The sequence below is a fragment of the Ornithinimicrobium sp. genome, assembly GCF_030537745.1.
Classification (GTDB): Bacteria; Actinomycetota; Actinomycetes; order Actinomycetales; family Dermatophilaceae; genus Ornithinicoccus.
In genome coordinates this window covers 1-14968 of the sequence record NZ_JAUNVI010000008.1, presented here as the reverse complement: position 1 = coordinate 14968, position 14968 = coordinate 1, and the positions used below count along the sequence as shown (strand labels likewise).

Sequence of the window (14968 nt, the reverse complement as noted above, 5' to 3'; positions counted from 1 at the left end):
GGGATGATCCGGTCGCTGAAGTTTCCCCGGGTGCTGCTGCCGATCACGGTGATGCTCTCGGAGTTTTTGGCGGCCCTGCCAGCCTTCATCATCCTGCTGCTCATTGCGCTGGTCAGCAAGGAGACGCCGTCGGCCAAGTGGCTGCTTTTTCCGGTGGCGCTGTTCATCGTGCTCGTCACCGGGATGGGCATCGCCATGCTCTGTGCCCGGTTGGTGCATGTCGCCCGGGACGCCAACAACTTGATCCCCCTTGTGGTCCGGTTGTTGCGCTATATCTCCGGCGTCTTCTTCAGCATCCAGGACAAGCTGGGCGCCCATGACAATGTGCCGGTGTGGCTCAGCGTCTCTCTGGAGTACCAGCCGGTCGCCGTCCTGCTCGAACTGGTCCGCGAGACGATCCGTCAGGAGTCTCCCCTGGACCAGACGACGTGGCTGGTGGCCGTGGGTTGGGCGGTCTTCTTCCTGGTGTCCGGCTTCGTGGTCTTCTGGCGGGGGGAGGGCACATATGGCCGGGGCTGACGCCACGCGCGCCGACGGGTCGCCGTCGGTGATCGCCTCCGGGGTGAGCATCACGTATCGCGTCTACGGCACCGGCCGGAGCGCGGAGAACGACGAGAATAACGCGTTGTCACGCTTGTTCCAGCGAGGCACCAAGAGCCTGGGGGTGCGTGAGGTCCACGCCGTCAAAAACGTCTCCTTCGTCGCTTATCGTGGCCAGTCGATCGGGATCATCGGGCGCAACGGCTCGGGGAAGTCGACCTTGCTGCGCAGTGTGGCCGGCCTGGTCCCCCCGACCGAGGGCAAGATGTGGCTCGGCGGTCGGGCCTCGCTGCTGGGGGTCAACGCGGCCCTCATGCCCAAACTCAGCGGTCGGCAGAACATCTGGATCGGTGCCCAGGCGCTGGGGCTGACACCGCACGAGGTGCGGGAACGCTTCGAGGACATCATCGAGTTCGCCGACCTGGGGGAGTTCATCGACCTGCCGATGCGCTCCTACTCCTCGGGTATGGGGGCCCGGCTGCGGTTCGCGATCTCGACCGCCGTGATCCCAGACATCCTCGTCGTGGACGAGGCGTTGGCCACTGGCGATGCCACCTTCAAGAACCGAGCACAGGGCCGGATCGCCGAGATCCGTGAGCAGGCTGGCACCGTCTTTATGGTCAGTCACAATGCGGGCACCATCAAGAGCACCTGCGATCGCGCCCTGTGGCTAGACCGCGGTGAGTTGGTCATGGATGGCCCGGCCGGAGAGGTCGTGAAGGCCTACACCGCCAAGTACGGTCGGAAAAAGACCCCCCCGACGGCTGCGGCCAAGAAGCCGGCCGCCACCAACGACCCCCAGCAGTCCTGATGTCCGGCCGTCGGGTGCTCGTCGCCACCGTGGTGCACCACCCCCTGGACGCGCGCGTGAGGCACCGGCAGATCGAGGCGCTCCTGCAGGACGGCTGGCAGGTCACCTATGCCGCGCCCTGGACCGCCTATGGCGTCGAGCAGCCAACGGACACCCAGGGCCTGACCGCGATCGACCTCCCCCGCGCCTCCGGGTGGCGCCGACTCGGTGCCCAGCGCGCCTTCTCGCGACTGCTCCGGAGCGTCGGGCCGAATCATGATGTAGTCCTGATCCACGACCCGGAGTTGCTCCTGACCAGCGTGGGCAGGGATCTGCCGCCCGTCGTCTGGGATGTCCATGAGGACACCGCGGCAGCCATGCAGATCCGGCCCTGGGTGCCCGCTCCGCTCCGTTCGCCAGCTGCCGCCGTCATCCGACGCGCGGAAGGGTGGGCCGAAGGTCGCCACCGGCTGCTGCTCGCCGACGCCGCTTACGCCACTCGTTTCCGCAGGGCGCACGCGGTCGTGCCCAATGCCACCGTGGTGGAGCCTCACCCCGCCCCGGCCGGGGTCCTGGATCAGCACGGCCGGCACCGGGTCGTCTACCTGGGCAGCGTGACCATGGAGCGGGGAGTTCGGCAACTGGTCGAGGTGGGGAGACGCCTGCACGAGGAGACGGGCGACAAGGTGCGCCTAGAGGTCGTGGGACCGGCGCATGGCCGGGCCAAGGCGCTGTTGGCGGCGGCCGACCAGGCTGGGCACCTGGACTGGTTCGGTTTCGTCCCCAACACCTTGGCCCTGCGGCGTCTCGACGGTGCCTTGGCCGGTCTGTCCCTGCTGCACGACGAGGCCAACTTCCGGCCGAGCATGCCGACCAAGATCATCGAGTATCTCGCGCACGCGGTGCCGGCGATCAGCACGCCGCTCCCGGTCGCGGCCGAGCTGGTCACCACCAGCGGGGGAGGGGTCCTCGTCCCCTTCCTGGACACCGACCAGACGGTCGCACAGCTCCTGGCCTGGCACGCCGACCCGGAGCAGGCGGCCCGCATCGGTCGCCAGGGCCACAGCTTCGTCGAGGTGGAGCACAACTGGAGCCTGTTGTCCGCTGGCTTCCTGGGTGCGTTGAGGGCGGCAGCCGACTCGCGCTGAGTGCCTTGGCGCCTTGGTGGCATGGCGGCGCTGGTGAGACGATGGGCGTCATGACACAGCAGATCGCCTCTGAGCTCGTCGGCAGTATCGCGGCGGTCCACGTCATCGTGGGGCAGCGCGTCGAGGCCGGCGAAGAAGTCGTCCTGCTCGAGTCGATGAAGATGGAGATCCCGTTGCTGACCGAGGCGGCCGGGACCGTCACCGCGGTGTTCGTCGCGCCGGGGGACGTCGTCCAGGAGGGCGACGTCGTCATCGTCATCGACTGAGCGCAGCTGTCGTCCGGGTTCAGTCGTGCTCTGCCTACGACCGCCGCTAACGACTTTGCATTGCTGCGGCCTTCACAGGCCTTAGCGATCAGCCTTCGTCCCCCGGCGTGGGGATCCGCCAGGGAATCTGCTCGTAGGCCGTCGTCGCCACCCCTGCGCGCACCAACTCGTGGTGCAGGATCGGGGTGAGGGAGGCGACATAGGTCGCCGTGAGATGGCTGCCTTGCCGAAAGGCCAGCACTTTGCCGACGACGGGCGGGCAGGCCGGCTCCGCCCCGTCAGCGGGGCAGATCCACCCTCTGAGGTCGATCAGCGGTGCCTCCAGCCGTGATGCAGCCACCCGGAGAGCCGGGGTGCCTGAGCCCTCCCCGGTGGCGTAGGAGCAGGCGAGGTAGTCATTCGGATGCTTCTCCACGCACCGGTAGGCGGGGCCGCCCAGCTCGGAGGCGGAAGGTGAGGGGTTGTCGGCCAGCACGACCACGGAGGCACCAGCATCGGCAGCGGGCTGCAGGAGCGCAGCCACTGAGGCGCCCAGCTCCTGCCCGCCGCTGCGGACCATCGAAGTGAAGATGAGGTCCGGAGTGTGCTCCCCGTCGGCCAGCCGGGTCGAGAGCGCGCGGTTGTAGGTGTGGCACTGCGGATACATCTCGATGCTGGCCAAACCGCATGCGGACTTGGTGTAGACCTTCAGCCGCCAGCCCTCCTCACGCGCGATCGGGTCGAGAGCGGTCAACCACTGGAGCATCTTGGAGTCGCCGACCAGCGCCGCGACCTTCTCACCGTCCGGGTCGCCGAACCAGCAGGCGCCCTCGTCCAGCAGCGCGGTCGACTCCTTCTTCACCTGGCAGTCCTCGTCGTAGGCCGCCATGGGGATGTCCGCAGTGGCAGACCCCGGATCGGGGTAGATGGGGCCGGAGGTGGTGAAGACCCGGTGCGGGTCAGGGATCATCTCCAGCTCGTCCGAAGTCCGGCTGGCGGTGACGACCAGGCCGATGGCGCCGGCGTCGTCGATGAGCACGTCGGATCCCGTCGGCACCACCTCGCCCGGACCTGTTGCCAGCCCGGGGTCGAGCGGCCCCCCGTCAAGGTCGAGCACGTCATCCTGGGCACGAGTGCTCAGCACAGGGGCAGAGGAGTGCAGCGCGAGCGCGGCGCCGGCGGTGAGCACCATGGTCAGCAGCGCGAACGTCAGACTGCGGGCCGTGCTGTTGGCGAGCGCGGGGCGGTAACGCAAGGGGTTCTCCACGAGATGGAGGGTGGCCCAGGCCAGGAGGATGGAGGCGGCAGCGATGCCGAGGCGGGTGATGATCCCAGCGTCGGGGTGGGTCTGGGCCAGCAGGCCAAGGGCCGGCCAGTGCCACAGGTAGAGGCCGTAGGAGATGGCACCGAGGAAGCGCATGGGGGGTTTCCCGAGCAAGATGGCTGGGGAGCTCTGGGGTCGAGCGATGCCGACGGCGATGACGGCGGCCGTGCCCACTGTCGGCAGCAGCGCGGCGCTCCCGGGCCAGGGCGTGGCGGTAGTGATGGAGGTGATGGTGGCGGCGATGAGGACCAGTCCGGCCCAGGCCAGGCCGGTCGCGGCCGGGGCGCGAAGCCGCGCAATGACCGGGGTGGCCAGGACCAGGATGGCTCCCGCGCCGAGCTGCCAGACTCGCGTGGTGGTGGCGAAGTAGGCGGTGCCGGGCGAGGTCGCGGTGGAGTAGATCGACCAGGCCAAAGAGGTGGCGATCACCAGGGTCAGCGTGATTGTCAGCACAGGGACGAGCCGGAGCCGGTAGCGGTGGACGACCCAGCGAGAGAGGATGACCAGCAGCGGCCACCCCAGGTAGAACTGCTCTTCCACGGACAGTGACCAGTAGTGCTGGACGAGGGAGGGGATGGAGTCCTCAGCGAGATAGTCGACCTCGCGGGCCGCCAGCACCCAGTTCACGACATACCCCGTGGCGCCGAGCACGTCGGTGCCGAGCTCGGCGTGCGCAGAGCGGGGCAGCAGCCACCAGCCCGCCACGGTGGTGGCCAGCAGGGTCAGGCTGGCGGCGGGCAGGAGACGGCGGGCCCGCCGTGCGTAGAAGCGGGGGAGACGGATCCTGCCGTCGCGGCGGGCTTCCTTGACCAGTTGTCCGGTGATCAGGTAGCCGGAGATGACGAAGAAGACGTCAACCCCGGCAAAGCCGCCGCTGAAACCTGGCACCCGGACGTGGTAGAGGAGCACCATGAGGACCGCGATCGCCCGCAGGCCCTCGATGTCTCCACGCAGCACCGGATGGCTGCGGCCAGCAGGGCCCGGGCTGCGGCTCCCGCCGGGTTGCCCGGCCCGGCGTGGTGCTGTCCGGGTTGGTTCAGTCACCAGATGTCAGTCGCGGCCGTAGAGGTCGCGGGTGTAGAGCTTGTCGGCGAAGGTGCGGGTGGTGTCGTCGAGGCGGTTGGCGATGATGATGTCGGACGCGGTGGTGAAGTCGCGGAGGTCTTCGATGACGCGGCAGCCTTGGAAGGTGTGCTGGGTCAGGGCGGGTTCGTGGATGATGATTTCGGTGCCGTGGGCCTGGAGGCGGGACATGACGCCTTGTATGGAGGACGCGCGGAAGTTGTCGGAGCCGGTTTTCATGATGAGTCGGTAGATCCCGACGGTGGTGGGGCGTTGGGTGAGGATGTCGTTGGCGATGAAGTCCATGCGGGTGGTGTTGGCTTCCACGATGGCGGTGATGAGGGTCTGGGGGACGTCGCCGTAGTTGGCGAGCAGTTGGCGGGTGTCCTTGGGCAGGCAGTAGCCGCCGTAGCCGAAGGAGGGGTTGTTGTAGTGGGAGCCGATGCGGGGGTCCAGGCCGACGCCTTCGATGATCTGTCGGGTGTCCAGGCCGCGGGTGGCGGCGTAGGTGTCGAGTTCGTTGAAGTAGGCCACGCGCATGGCCAGGTAGGTGTTGGCGAACAGTTTGATCGCTTCGGCTTCGGTGGAGCCGGTGAGCAGGACGGGGACATCTTTGTCCTGGGCTCCTTGCAGGAGGAGGCTGGCAAACTGTTGGCCGGCGGGTCCGGTGTCGCCGACGACGATGCGGGAGGGGTGCAGGTTGTCGTAGAGTGCGCGGCCCTCGCGCAGGAACTCGGGGGAGAACATGATCGTGGCGTGGGGGTGTTCTTCTTGCAGGCGGGCGGTGTATCCGACGGGGATGGTGGACTTGATGACGATGCTGGCGTGGGGGGCGTAGGTCAGGACGTCGGCCAGGACGGCTTCGACGGTGGAGGTGTCGAAGAAGTTGGTGTCGGTGTCGTAGTCGGTGGGGGTGGCGATCACGACGACGTCAGCGTCGGTGTAGGCGGTGGCCGGGTCGGTGGTGGCCGCCAAGTCCAGGTCTGCGGTAGCCAGGTGCTCTTCCAGCTCGGTGTCGGCGATGGGGCTGCGTCGGGCGTTGATGAGGGCGACCTTGTCCGCGTCGATGTCCAGCGCGACCACGGCGTGGTGCTGGGCCAGGATCACCGCGTTGGACAGGCCGACATAACCGGTGCCGGCGATCGCGATCTTCATGTGACTCCTCGTAGTGGGTGGAAGGACAAGTGTAGGGACGCGGCGGGGATACCCCTGCCGGACGCGGCGCTGCCGGGGATTAGGCGGGCGATAGCCGGTGTCGGTATCGTGAGGGAGTTCTCCTTGTCTGCCGCAGCACCCGTGTGCCTGTGGACAACGCCTGCACCGTCGTCACGACTTTGGCAGGCTGGACGGGTGAACAGGCAACAACGTATGTAGCCCTCCTGTCACGGAAAGACCGTGACCGCCGAGACCGAAGGAGGTGGGTTCACGCATGCGCAAGTACGAACTGATGCTCATTCTCGACCCCGAGACCGACGAGCGTAACCTCCAGCCCACGCTGGAGAAGATGCTCGCCGTCGTGCCGAAGGATGGTGGCACCGTCGATGAGATCGACATTATGGGCCGCCGTCGCCTGGCCTACGAGATCAAGAAGCACGCGGAAGGGATCTACGCGGTCGCACAGCTGACCGTCGAGCCCTCCACCGCTCAGGAGCTGGACCGTCTGCTGGGTCTGAATGAGACCGTGCTGCGGACCAAGTTGCTTCGCCGCGACGCCTAAGGCGTTGCACACCAGCCCCCTATCGGACCACGGATCAAGGACGACCTGACATGGCCGGAGAGACCAATATCACCGTTGTCGGCAACCTGACGGCCGACCCGGAGCTGCGCTTCACCCCCAGTGGTGCGGCCGTCGCCAACTTCACGGTGGCCTCGACCCCGCGCACCTTCGACCGTCAAGCCAACGAGTTCAAGGATGCGGAGACGCTGTTTATGCGTTGCTCCGTCTGGCGCGAAGCCGCCGAGCACGCGACCGAGTCACTGCACCGCGGTGACCGGGTCGTGGTGACCGGGCGTCTCGTGTCCCGTTCCTGGCAGACGCCCGAAGGTGACAACCGCACCGTGATGGAGATGCAGGTCGACGAGGTCGGCCCGTCGCTGCGCTACGCCACCGCACAGGTAACCAAGGCGCAGCGCCAAGGCGGCGGCGACTGGAACAGCCGGCAGGGCGGTCAGCCCTCTGGTGGCGGCAACGCCGGCTCCGGTGGCGGCAACTCCGGTGGCGGCTGGAACAACCAGGGCGGCGGCCAGGCCGCCGGAAAGGGCGCCGAGCAACCGGCTGCCCAGCCCGGTGGTCAGGGTGCTCCCGCTTCCGACCCGTGGGCCACCGGTGGCGCAAGCGCCGGGGGCCAGCAGGGTGCTGGTGGTTGGGGCGGCGCGCCGTCCTACGACGAGCCTCCGTTCTGATCCTCCGGCTGCGGCGGTGCTCCAGTGGCGCCGGCCAGCCCCCTTGGACCAGGGCGATCGCTCACCCCTCAGCAACATTCACGATCCACACCATCCCGAGCAACGCTCGGGCTCTTTGAAAGGAGAGCACCACGATGGCCAAGCCTGTTGTGCGTAAGCCCAAGAAGAAGGCAAACCCGCTCAAGTCCGCGAAGATCGAGTCGATCGACTACAAGGACACCACGCTGCTGCGCAAGTTCATCTCCGACCGCGGCAAGATCCGTGCCCGTCGCGTCACCGGTGTGACCGTGCAGGAGCAGCGTCGCATCGCCAACGCGGTCAAGAACGCGCGCGAGATGGCGCTGCTCCCCTACTCCAGCTCTGCTCGCTGAGCCGGGCCAGAGACAAGGACAAGGAGAAGCTCATATGAAGCTCATTCTGACTCAGCCCGTCTCGGGCCTCGGTTCGGCCGGTGACGTCGTCGAGGTCAAGGACGGCTATGGCCGCAACTTCCTGCTGCCCCGCAAGGTGGCGACGGCATGGACCAAGGGCGGCCAGAAGCAGGTCGAGGCGATCCAGGCCGGCCGCGTCAAGCGCGCCGCCCAGTCCGCCGAGGACGCTGCTGCGACCCGGGCCGCCCTCGAGGGCACGACGGTCACCGTGACCGCCCGCGCCGGCCAGGCCGGACGGCTCTTCGGTGCCGTTACCCCGCAGGAGATCGCTGAGGCGATCGTGGCCGCTGGCGGCCCGCAGGTCGACAAGCGAGGCATCGAGGTCCCCACCCCGATCCGCGCCGTCGGCGAGCACCGTGTCCACGTGCGTCTGCACGAGGGCATCTCCGCCGAGGTCACCCTCGACGTGGTCGCCGGCTGACCCGCACCAACGAAAGACCCGGCGGCCGTCCTCCTGGGACGGCCGCCGGGTTTTTCTCAGTCAGCAGAGCAGGGCCTCCAGCGCCGCGGAAGCGGGCTGTTCGGTGGCCGTCATGCGCGCAGGGTGCGGGACCAGGTCCGGTAGAATTGGGACACGTCATACATCTGTGATCTGACCTGACCCCACGTCTTCTGGAGGGCGCTTCGTGATCCTCGCCCTCCTCGTGCTGCATCTGGGGGTCGCCGTCCTGGCGCCGATCATCATTGATCGCCTGGGCAACGCAGGCTTCGCAGTGCTCGCGCTCGCGCCTGCGACGACGGCGGTCGCGGCAGCCACCAGCCTTAGTGCCGCAGGTTCCGCGACGCCACATACCGAGACCTACCACTGGGTCGCCGACCTCGGGATGGACCTGGCGTTCCGGATGGACACCCTCGCCTGGGTGATGACCCTGATCGTCTCGGTCGTCGGAGCGCTCGTGCTGCTCTACTGCGCCCACTACGTCGAGGACGACGAGGGCAGCCTAGGTCTACTCGGTGCCAACCTCGTCGGCTTCGCCGGGTCGATGCTCGGCCTGGTCACCACCGACAACCTCCTGGTCCTGTATGTGTTCTGGGAGCTCACCACGATCCTGTCCTACCTGCTGATCGGCTACTTCTCCACGAGTGCGGCCAGCACCCGGGCAGCTAAGCAGGCGCTCATCGTCACCACGGCCGGCGGGCTGACCATGCTGGTCGGCTCGGTGCTGCTCGCGGAAAACGTGGGGACCTACCGGATCAGCATGCTCATCGCGGACCCGCGGGAGGGGACTGCGATCACGGTGGCCATCGTGCTCATTCTGGTCGGCGCGATCACCAAGTCCGCGCTGGTGCCCTTCCACTTCTGGCTCCCTGGCGCGATGGTCGCCCCCACGCCGATCAGCGCCTACCTGCACGCGGCTGCCATGGTCAAGGCCGGCGTCTACCTCGTGGCCCGCTTCGCGCCCGGGTATGCCGACCTGCGGGCGTGGCAGGTCACCGTCCTGGTCCTGGGCGGCTCGACGATGCTGGTCGGCGCTTTCCGCGCCACCCGGGCGACCGACCTCAAGCTCCTGCTGGCCTATGGCACGGTCAGCCAACTGGGCTTCCTCACCCTGCTGATCGGCTACGGCAGCCCGGGTACGACGCTGGCCGGGCTCACCTTGATGATCGCTCACGCCCTCTTCAAGTCCAGCCTCTTCCTCACCGTGGGCACCATCGACCACGCCATCGGCACCCGCGACATCCGGAGGCTGTCCGGAGTCCGCGAGAAGATGCCGATCCTCGCGGCATCCGCCGTGCTCGCCGCCATGTCGATGGCGGGCCTGCCGCTCCTGCTCGGCTTCGTCGGCAAGGAGGCCGGGCTGGCTGCTCTGCTCCACCCGCAGCAGGGCTGGGTCTCGCTGCAGGGAACCGCGGCGGTCGCCGTCGTGCTCGGCTCCGTGCTCACCTTCGCCTACTCCGCCCGCTTCGTGTGGGGTGCGTTCACCGACGGGGCCCGACCGCCCGTCGGCAAGCCGGCGCCGCCGACGTGGCACCGTCCCAGCTGGATCCTGGTCGGGGTGCCGGTGGTCCTGTCCCTGGGTGGGGTGGTGCTGGGACTGACGTCTACCTCCCTGGAGAAGCTGCTCACCCCGCATACCTCGACCGTCACCCACGTGCTGGATGCTCAGCCGGTGCACCTGGGCCTGTGGCACGGTGTCAGCGCTCCGCTGCTGGTCTCCGTGGCGATCTGGTGCGCAGGCTCTTGGTGGTGGTGGGTGCAGTCGCGGCGGCCGGTCGAGGTGCCGATCCCGATCTCCCCCTTCGACGCCGGTCGCGGCTATCAGCATGTGATGCGCGGGGTCGACCGGGTGGCCCTGGAGACCACCGGATTCATGCAGCGGGGGTCGCTACCGGTGCTTCTGGGCACCATCTTGATGGTGGTCGTCGTGCTGCCGGTCGCCGGGCTGCTGCTCGACGGGGCGAGGTGGCCGCAGGTGCGGCTCGCCGACTCCGCCGCGCAGCTAGCGACCGGTGTCCTCATCGTGATCGCCGCCTGGCTGGCCACCAAGGCTCGTCGCCGGCTCCGCGCCGTCTTCCTCGTCAGTGTCACCGGCTATGGCACCGCCTTCCTCTACCTGCTGCACGGTGCGCCCGACCTCGCGCTCACCCAGGTGCTCGTGGAGACCGTGACCTTGGTGGTGCTGGTGCTGGTCCTGCGGCGCCTGTCGGGGCGCTTCCCGGACGACCCGAGCATCCTGACGCGGCGGGTCCGCGCTCTCCTGGGCGTCAGCGTCGGCGTCGTCATCGGCGGGGTGACGCTCCTGGCGGCGGGCTCCCGGATCCACGAGCCGGCCGGGGCCGGGTTGGCCCAGCGCGCCGTCGACTATGGCGGCGGCACCAACATCGTCAACGTCATTCTGGTCGACGTCAGGGCGTGGGACACGATGGGCGAGCTGTCCGTCGTCCTGGCCTGCGCCACCGGGGTCGCCAGCTTGGTCTTCATCCAGGATGACGCGATGCAGCGCGTGGCCAAGGTGCTGCGGCGCTTCCGTGCCCGGCGCGTGCGGCGTCGTGGTCCGGAGGGGGTGCTCGCGGCGAGCGCTCACACGCACTGGATCGACAGCACCGACCTGCTCGACCCGGAGCGTCGCTCCACGATCTTGGAGATCGTCACCCACCTGGTCTTCCACACCATGATGATCTGGTCGGCCTATCTGCTCTTCGCCGGTCACAATGCTCCCGGAGGTGGGTTCGCGGCCGGCATCGTCGCTGGCCTGGCGCTCTGCCTGCGCTATCTGGCCGGCTACGGCGCAGAGCTGCGCGCGGCGCTGCCGGTGATGCCCGCGGCGCTGCTGGGGACCGGGCTCTTCATCGCGGGCGGCTCGGCGGTGCTGCCGATGTTCTTCGGGTCGCCGGCGCTGCGCAGCTGGACCGTGGAGGTGCACGTCCCCCTTCTCGGCGACGTGCACCTGGTCACCTCGCTGCTCTTCGATATCGGCGTCTACCTGGTCGTCGTCGGGCTGATGCTCGACATCCTGCGCAGCCTCGGATCGGGCATCGACTCGCAGATCCGGGCCGAGCTGGCCAGGGAAGAGGCGGCCCGCCGATGACTCCCAACCTGACCCTCGTGCTGGTCGCCAGCACTCTCATCGGCACCGGCACCTACCTGCTGTTGTCCCGGTCGCTGGTTCGGGCGCTGATGGGCTTCCTGCTGATGGGCAACGGCATCAACCTGATCTTCATCATCGGGTCCGGGCCGGCAGGAGACCCGCCGATCGTCGGGATCGGGGACGACACGGTCGACCCGGTGCCGCAGGCCCTGGTGCTCACCGCCATTGTCATCACCTTGGCCATGACGGCCTTCGTGCTTGCGCTGGCCCACCGCAGCGTGCACGCCGGCTTCGACCTCGTCGGCGACGACACCGAGTCCGCCCGCATCCACGCGCGCGCCGAGGCGGATGCGCTGGACGAGCCGACGGCCCGCGAGGTCATCGACCAGATCACCGCCGATGCCGAGAAGCCGGAGAGCCGGCACCACGAGCTTGAGGCGACGGCGACCGGCGACCTGACCGGCTCCGGGGTCGAGCCGGACGAGCACCACATACCCGACCTTGTCGAGCAGCTGGAAGTGGACGCGCACGACCTGTCTGATCCGGACCTGGCCCGCGCCGATGAGCAGAGGGAGGACTGATGGCCGACGGCTACGCCTTCCTGGTCCCGCTGCTCGTGGTGCTGCCGCTCATCGGCGCCGGCTTGACCCTGGCGGCCGCAGGCCGCACGGCGGTCCAACGCATCGTCAGCCTGAGCGTGCTCTCCGGCATGCTGGGCGCCGCCGGCGTGCTGCTGTGGGCGGCCGACACCCTCGGACCGCAGGTCATGCTGGTCGGCGGATGGCTGCCGTGGGAGGGCGTGGTGCTGGTCGTCGACCGGCTCGCTGCGCTCATGGTGATCGTGTCGACGACGGTGACGATGGCGGTGCTCGGCTACTCGATCGGGCAGGGCGCGAGCAGCTTTGACGACGAGAGCGACGGGCACTCGCCCCTCCCGGTCTTCCACCCCTCGATCCTGGTGCTGGCCGCCGGGGTGACGACGACCTTCATCTCCGGTGACCTCTTCCACCTCTATGTCGGCTTCGAGATGCTGCTGGCGGCGAGCTTCGTGCTGCTCACCCTCGGCGGGACCGCCGAGCGGGTCCGGGCGGGCACCACCTATGTGCTGGTCAGCCTGCTGTCCTCGGCGATCTTCCTGGCGGCGATCGGGACGGTGTATGCCGCGGCCGGCACCGTCAACCTCGCACTGCTTGCCCAACGGCTGGGGCAGATCGAGGGATCGACAGCCACGCAACTGCAACTGCTGCTCCTCATCGGCTTTGCGGTCAAGGCCGCGATCTTCCCGATGTCAGGATGGCTGCCGGACTCCTACCCAACCGCCCCGGCGCCCGTCACCGCGGTGTTCGCCGGGTTGCTGACCAAGGTGGGTGTCTATGCGATCATCCGCACGCAGACGCTCCTCTTCCCGGGCAACCGGTTTGAGGACCTGCTGCTATGGGCGGCGCTGCTGACGATGGTGGTCGGGATCCTGGGCGCGATCGTGCAGGACGACATCAAGCGGATGCTGTCCTTCACGCTGGTTAGCCACGTCGGTTTCATGATCTTCGGGATCGCGCTGGGCAGCATCGGCGGACTCGCGGCGGCGATCTTCTACGTCATCCACCACATCATGATCCAGACCACCCTCTTCCTGGTCACCGGCCTGGTGGAACGCGTCGGTGGATCCAGCGATGTCTCCAAGCTCGGCGACCTGGCGCGGGTCTCACCCGTCGTCGGGGTGCTCTTCTTCCTGCCGGCCATGAACCTGGCCGGCGTCCCGCCCTTCAGCGGCTTCCTCGGCAAGGTCGGCCTGATCCAGGCGGGTGCGGAGGACAACAGCGCGCTGGCATGGATCGTCGTCGCCGGCGCGGTGGTGACCTCCCTGCTGACGTTGTATGCCGTGGTGCGGGTGTGGGGGCGCGCGTTCTGGTCGGAGAACCCGGCCGGGATGACCGGCAGCGGCCCGTGGCGTGGCGGCCATCACGAGGCGCTCGGCTGGGGCGTGGTCGTCCCGACCACCGCGATCGTCGCCGCGACGGTCCTGCTTACCGTGGTCGCCGGCCCCCTGTATGCGATCGCTACTCGTGCGGCGGTGGACCTGTTGTCGCGACAGATCTACATCGAGGCCGTGCTCGGGATCGGCGCGGGACTGTGACCTCGACGCCAGCCCAGCGACCGACTCCGTCGCCCCCACCACCGAGAGAGGACAGCGCCGTGCCGAGAGCTCGAGACGTGGCCGCTGGTCCGGTCATGCCGGAGACCGCCAGGCGCGGGATCTCACTGGGGCCGGTGCTCTGGCTGACCTTCATCTGGGCCCTGCTTTGGGGCACCTTGGACCCCCTGACCCTGATCGGCGGCCTGCTGGTCTCGGTGGTCGTGCTCGTCGCCTTCCCCCTCCCCAGGGTCCCGATCTCCATGCGCGTGCGGCCGGTCGCCACGGTGGTGCTGTCGACGCGCTTCCTCTTCGACCTCGTGGTCGCCTCGACGCAGGTGGCCTGGCTGACGGTGCGGCCTGGTCCCGTCACCCGCGGCGTCGTCCTCGACCTCGTGCTCGCCTGCGAGGACGAGCTCCTGCAGACGATCACGGCCGAGATGATCGCGCTCGTCCCGGGGACCGTCGTGATCGACCTCGACTCCCGGCAGCGCCTCCTCACCTTGCACGCTCTGGAGGTCCGGACCCCCAAGGAGGCGCAGGAGATCCGCCACCGGGTGCTCGGCCAGGAGGCGAGGGTCGTCCGGGCCTTCCACCCCGACCCCGACTCGGTCCTCGACCCACGCCGCCGGCGCAGGGGACCGGCCGGACAGGAGACATCATGAGCATCAACACTCTGGAGCACGTGCTCACCCTGACGATAGGTGGGCTGCTCTTCCTGGCCGCGCTGCTGACCTTGATCCGCATCACGATCGGCCCCAGCGTCTTGGACCGGGTCGTGGCCACCGACGTGCTGGTCTCGATCGTGGTGTGCGCGTTCGGGGCGCACGCGGCCCTGACCGGCCTCACCACGACGCTTCCCCTGCTGGTCTCTCTCTCGCTCGTCGGCTTCCTCGGCTCGGTCGCGGTCGCCAGGTTCGTCTCCCGCGACCGTGACCGGGCCCCCGGGACGGACGCACCCGCTTCGCCGCAGCCCCTCCCGGGAAGGTCGGACCGATGAGCTGGAGGGACATCGCCGACGTGGCTGGCCTGGTCGCGCTCCTGCTCGGCGCCCTGCTGTGCCTTGCTGCGGCGCTCGGCCTGCTGCGCTTCCCGGACCTGCTGACCCGCATGCACGCCGCCACCAAGCCGCAGGTGCTCGGTGTGCTCCTCGTGGTCCTGGGCATCGGGCTGCGCGGACGCTCCAGCCTGGACATCGGGATGCTCGCGCTCGTCGTCGTCTTCCAACTGCTCACCATCCCGGCCGGAGCCCACTTGGTCAGCCGCGCCGGTCTGCGCACCGGGCAGGTCGCGCCCGCCGACATCCACGTCGGCCCCCGCTCCCGACCCAATCCCAGCCGCTAGCCCGTCGAGCTGCGAGGAAA

General features: G+C 68.6%; 16 protein-coding genes. 14 read left to right on the top strand and 2 right to left on the bottom strand.

The window, feature by feature from the left end; genetic code table 11:
• The 4 genes from Q4P07_RS03200 to Q4P07_RS03185 form a co-directional block, all read left to right on the top strand.
• Positions 1 to 519 (top strand): ABC transporter permease (locus tag Q4P07_RS03200; protein ID WP_303373451.1); only part of this gene is annotated, 519 nt, incomplete at its 5' end.
• Positions 506 to 1351: an ABC transporter ATP-binding protein gene (locus Q4P07_RS03195; protein ID WP_303373450.1), complete on the top strand. Its 846-nt coding sequence runs from the start codon at positions 506 to 508 to the stop codon at positions 1349 to 1351. The genes Q4P07_RS03200 and Q4P07_RS03195, both read left to right, overlap by 14 nt.
• Positions 1351 to 2478: a glycosyltransferase family 4 protein gene (locus Q4P07_RS03190; RefSeq protein ID WP_303373449.1), complete on the top strand. Its 1128-nt coding sequence runs from the start codon at positions 1351 to 1353 to the stop codon at positions 2476 to 2478. Before Q4P07_RS03195 ends, Q4P07_RS03190 begins: the two co-directional genes overlap by 1 nt.
• Positions 2479 to 2528: 50 nt before the next feature.
• Positions 2529 to 2744, top strand: coding sequence for a biotin/lipoyl-binding carrier protein (locus Q4P07_RS03185; RefSeq protein ID WP_303373448.1), 216 nt, complete (start codon positions 2529 to 2531; stop codon positions 2742 to 2744).
• A gap of 88 nt (positions 2745 to 2832) precedes the next feature.
• Here the strand turns inward: Q4P07_RS03185 and Q4P07_RS03180 are convergent, their stop codons facing one another.
• Both Q4P07_RS03180 and Q4P07_RS03175 read right to left on the bottom strand, forming a co-directional pair.
• The gene (locus Q4P07_RS03180) at positions 2833 to 5091 is read right to left on the bottom strand and encodes an acyltransferase family protein (RefSeq protein WP_303373447.1); all 2259 of its coding nucleotides are present in this window, start codon (positions 5089 to 5091) and stop codon (positions 2833 to 2835) included.
• Between the two features lie 6 nt (positions 5092 to 5097).
• The gene (locus Q4P07_RS03175; RefSeq protein ID WP_303373446.1) at positions 5098 to 6264 is read right to left on the bottom strand and encodes a nucleotide sugar dehydrogenase; all 1167 of its coding nucleotides are present in this window, start codon (positions 6262 to 6264) and stop codon (positions 5098 to 5100) included.
• A 274-nt stretch (positions 6265 to 6538) separates the two neighbouring features.
• On the opposite strand from Q4P07_RS03175, the gene rpsF reads away from it, so the two are divergent.
• From rpsF to mnhG, 10 genes are all read left to right on the top strand, one after another.
• Entirely contained in the window at positions 6539 to 6826 is a 288-nt protein-coding gene (gene rpsF, locus Q4P07_RS03170) for a 30S ribosomal protein S6 (RefSeq protein ID WP_303373445.1), read from the top strand.
• Positions 6827 to 6876: 50 nt separating this feature from the next.
• Positions 6877 to 7512, top strand: a complete 636-nt coding sequence (locus tag Q4P07_RS03165; protein WP_303373444.1) for a single-stranded DNA-binding protein — start codon at positions 6877 to 6879, stop codon at positions 7510 to 7512.
• Positions 7513 to 7646: 134 nt separating this feature from the next.
• A complete protein-coding gene (gene rpsR, locus Q4P07_RS03160) occupies positions 7647 to 7883 on the top strand; it encodes a 30S ribosomal protein S18 (RefSeq protein WP_303373443.1) in 237 nt (78 codons plus the stop codon).
• Between the two features lie 34 nt (positions 7884 to 7917).
• Complete coding sequence (gene rplI, locus Q4P07_RS03155; protein WP_303373442.1) at positions 7918 to 8364, top strand: 50S ribosomal protein L9; 447 nt, start codon at positions 7918 to 7920, stop codon at positions 8362 to 8364.
• A gap of 205 nt (positions 8365 to 8569) precedes the next feature.
• On the top strand, positions 8570 to 11473 hold the full coding sequence (locus Q4P07_RS03150) for a Na+/H+ antiporter subunit A (RefSeq protein WP_303373441.1): 2904 nt from the start codon (positions 8570 to 8572) through the stop codon (positions 11471 to 11473).
• The gene (locus Q4P07_RS03145) at positions 11470 to 12054 is read left to right on the top strand and encodes an NADH-quinone oxidoreductase subunit K (protein ID WP_303373440.1); all 585 of its coding nucleotides are present in this window, start codon (positions 11470 to 11472) and stop codon (positions 12052 to 12054) included. The genes Q4P07_RS03150 and Q4P07_RS03145 overlap by 4 nt, the downstream gene beginning before the upstream one ends.
• The gene (locus Q4P07_RS03140; RefSeq protein ID WP_303373439.1) at positions 12054 to 13607 is read left to right on the top strand and encodes a Na+/H+ antiporter subunit D; all 1554 of its coding nucleotides are present in this window, start codon (positions 12054 to 12056) and stop codon (positions 13605 to 13607) included. Before Q4P07_RS03145 ends, Q4P07_RS03140 begins: the two co-directional genes overlap by 1 nt.
• A 59-nt stretch (positions 13608 to 13666) precedes the next feature.
• Entirely contained in the window at positions 13667 to 14269 is a 603-nt protein-coding gene (locus Q4P07_RS03135; RefSeq protein ID WP_303373438.1) for a Na+/H+ antiporter subunit E, read from the top strand.
• Complete coding sequence (locus Q4P07_RS03130; protein WP_303373437.1) at positions 14266 to 14604, top strand: monovalent cation/H+ antiporter complex subunit F; 339 nt, start codon at positions 14266 to 14268, stop codon at positions 14602 to 14604. The genes Q4P07_RS03135 and Q4P07_RS03130 overlap by 4 nt, the downstream gene beginning before the upstream one ends.
• Positions 14601 to 14948: a monovalent cation/H(+) antiporter subunit G gene (mnhG, locus tag Q4P07_RS03125; RefSeq protein WP_303373436.1), complete on the top strand. Its 348-nt coding sequence runs from the start codon at positions 14601 to 14603 to the stop codon at positions 14946 to 14948. Before Q4P07_RS03130 ends, mnhG begins: the two co-directional genes overlap by 4 nt.
• Positions 14949 to 14968 lie beyond the last annotated feature (20 nt).

Bases quoted from the DNA above. Each gene is read 5' to 3' on its own strand.
- rpsF (WP_303373445.1), top strand. From the start codon at position 6,539: ATGCGCAAGTACGAACTGATGCTCATTCTCGACCCCGAGACCGACGAG.
- Q4P07_RS03140 (WP_303373439.1), top strand. From the start codon at position 12,054: ATGGCCGACGGCTACGCCTTCCTGGTCCCGCTGCTCGTGGTGCTGCCG.
- Q4P07_RS03130 (WP_303373437.1), top strand. From the start codon at position 14,266: ATGAGCATCAACACTCTGGAGCACGTGCTCACCCTGACGATAGGTGGG.
- Q4P07_RS03185 (WP_303373448.1), top strand. From the start codon at position 2,529: ATGACACAGCAGATCGCCTCTGAGCTCGTCGGCAGTATCGCGGCGGTC.
- mnhG (WP_303373436.1), top strand. From the start codon at position 14,601: ATGAGCTGGAGGGACATCGCCGACGTGGCTGGCCTGGTCGCGCTCCTG.
- Q4P07_RS03175 (WP_303373446.1), bottom strand. From the start codon at position 6,264: ATGAAGATCGCGATCGCCGGCACCGGTTATGTCGGCCTGTCCAACGCG.
- rplI (WP_303373442.1), top strand. From the start codon at position 7,918: ATGAAGCTCATTCTGACTCAGCCCGTCTCGGGCCTCGGTTCGGCCGGT.
- Q4P07_RS03190 (WP_303373449.1), top strand. From the start codon at position 1,351: ATGTCCGGCCGTCGGGTGCTCGTCGCCACCGTGGTGCACCACCCCCTG.
- Q4P07_RS03165 (WP_303373444.1), top strand. From the start codon at position 6,877: ATGGCCGGAGAGACCAATATCACCGTTGTCGGCAACCTGACGGCCGAC.
- Q4P07_RS03195 (WP_303373450.1), top strand. From the start codon at position 506: ATGGCCGGGGCTGACGCCACGCGCGCCGACGGGTCGCCGTCGGTGATC.
- Q4P07_RS03145 (WP_303373440.1), top strand. From the start codon at position 11,470: ATGACTCCCAACCTGACCCTCGTGCTGGTCGCCAGCACTCTCATCGGC.
- rpsR (WP_303373443.1), top strand. From the start codon at position 7,647: ATGGCCAAGCCTGTTGTGCGTAAGCCCAAGAAGAAGGCAAACCCGCTC.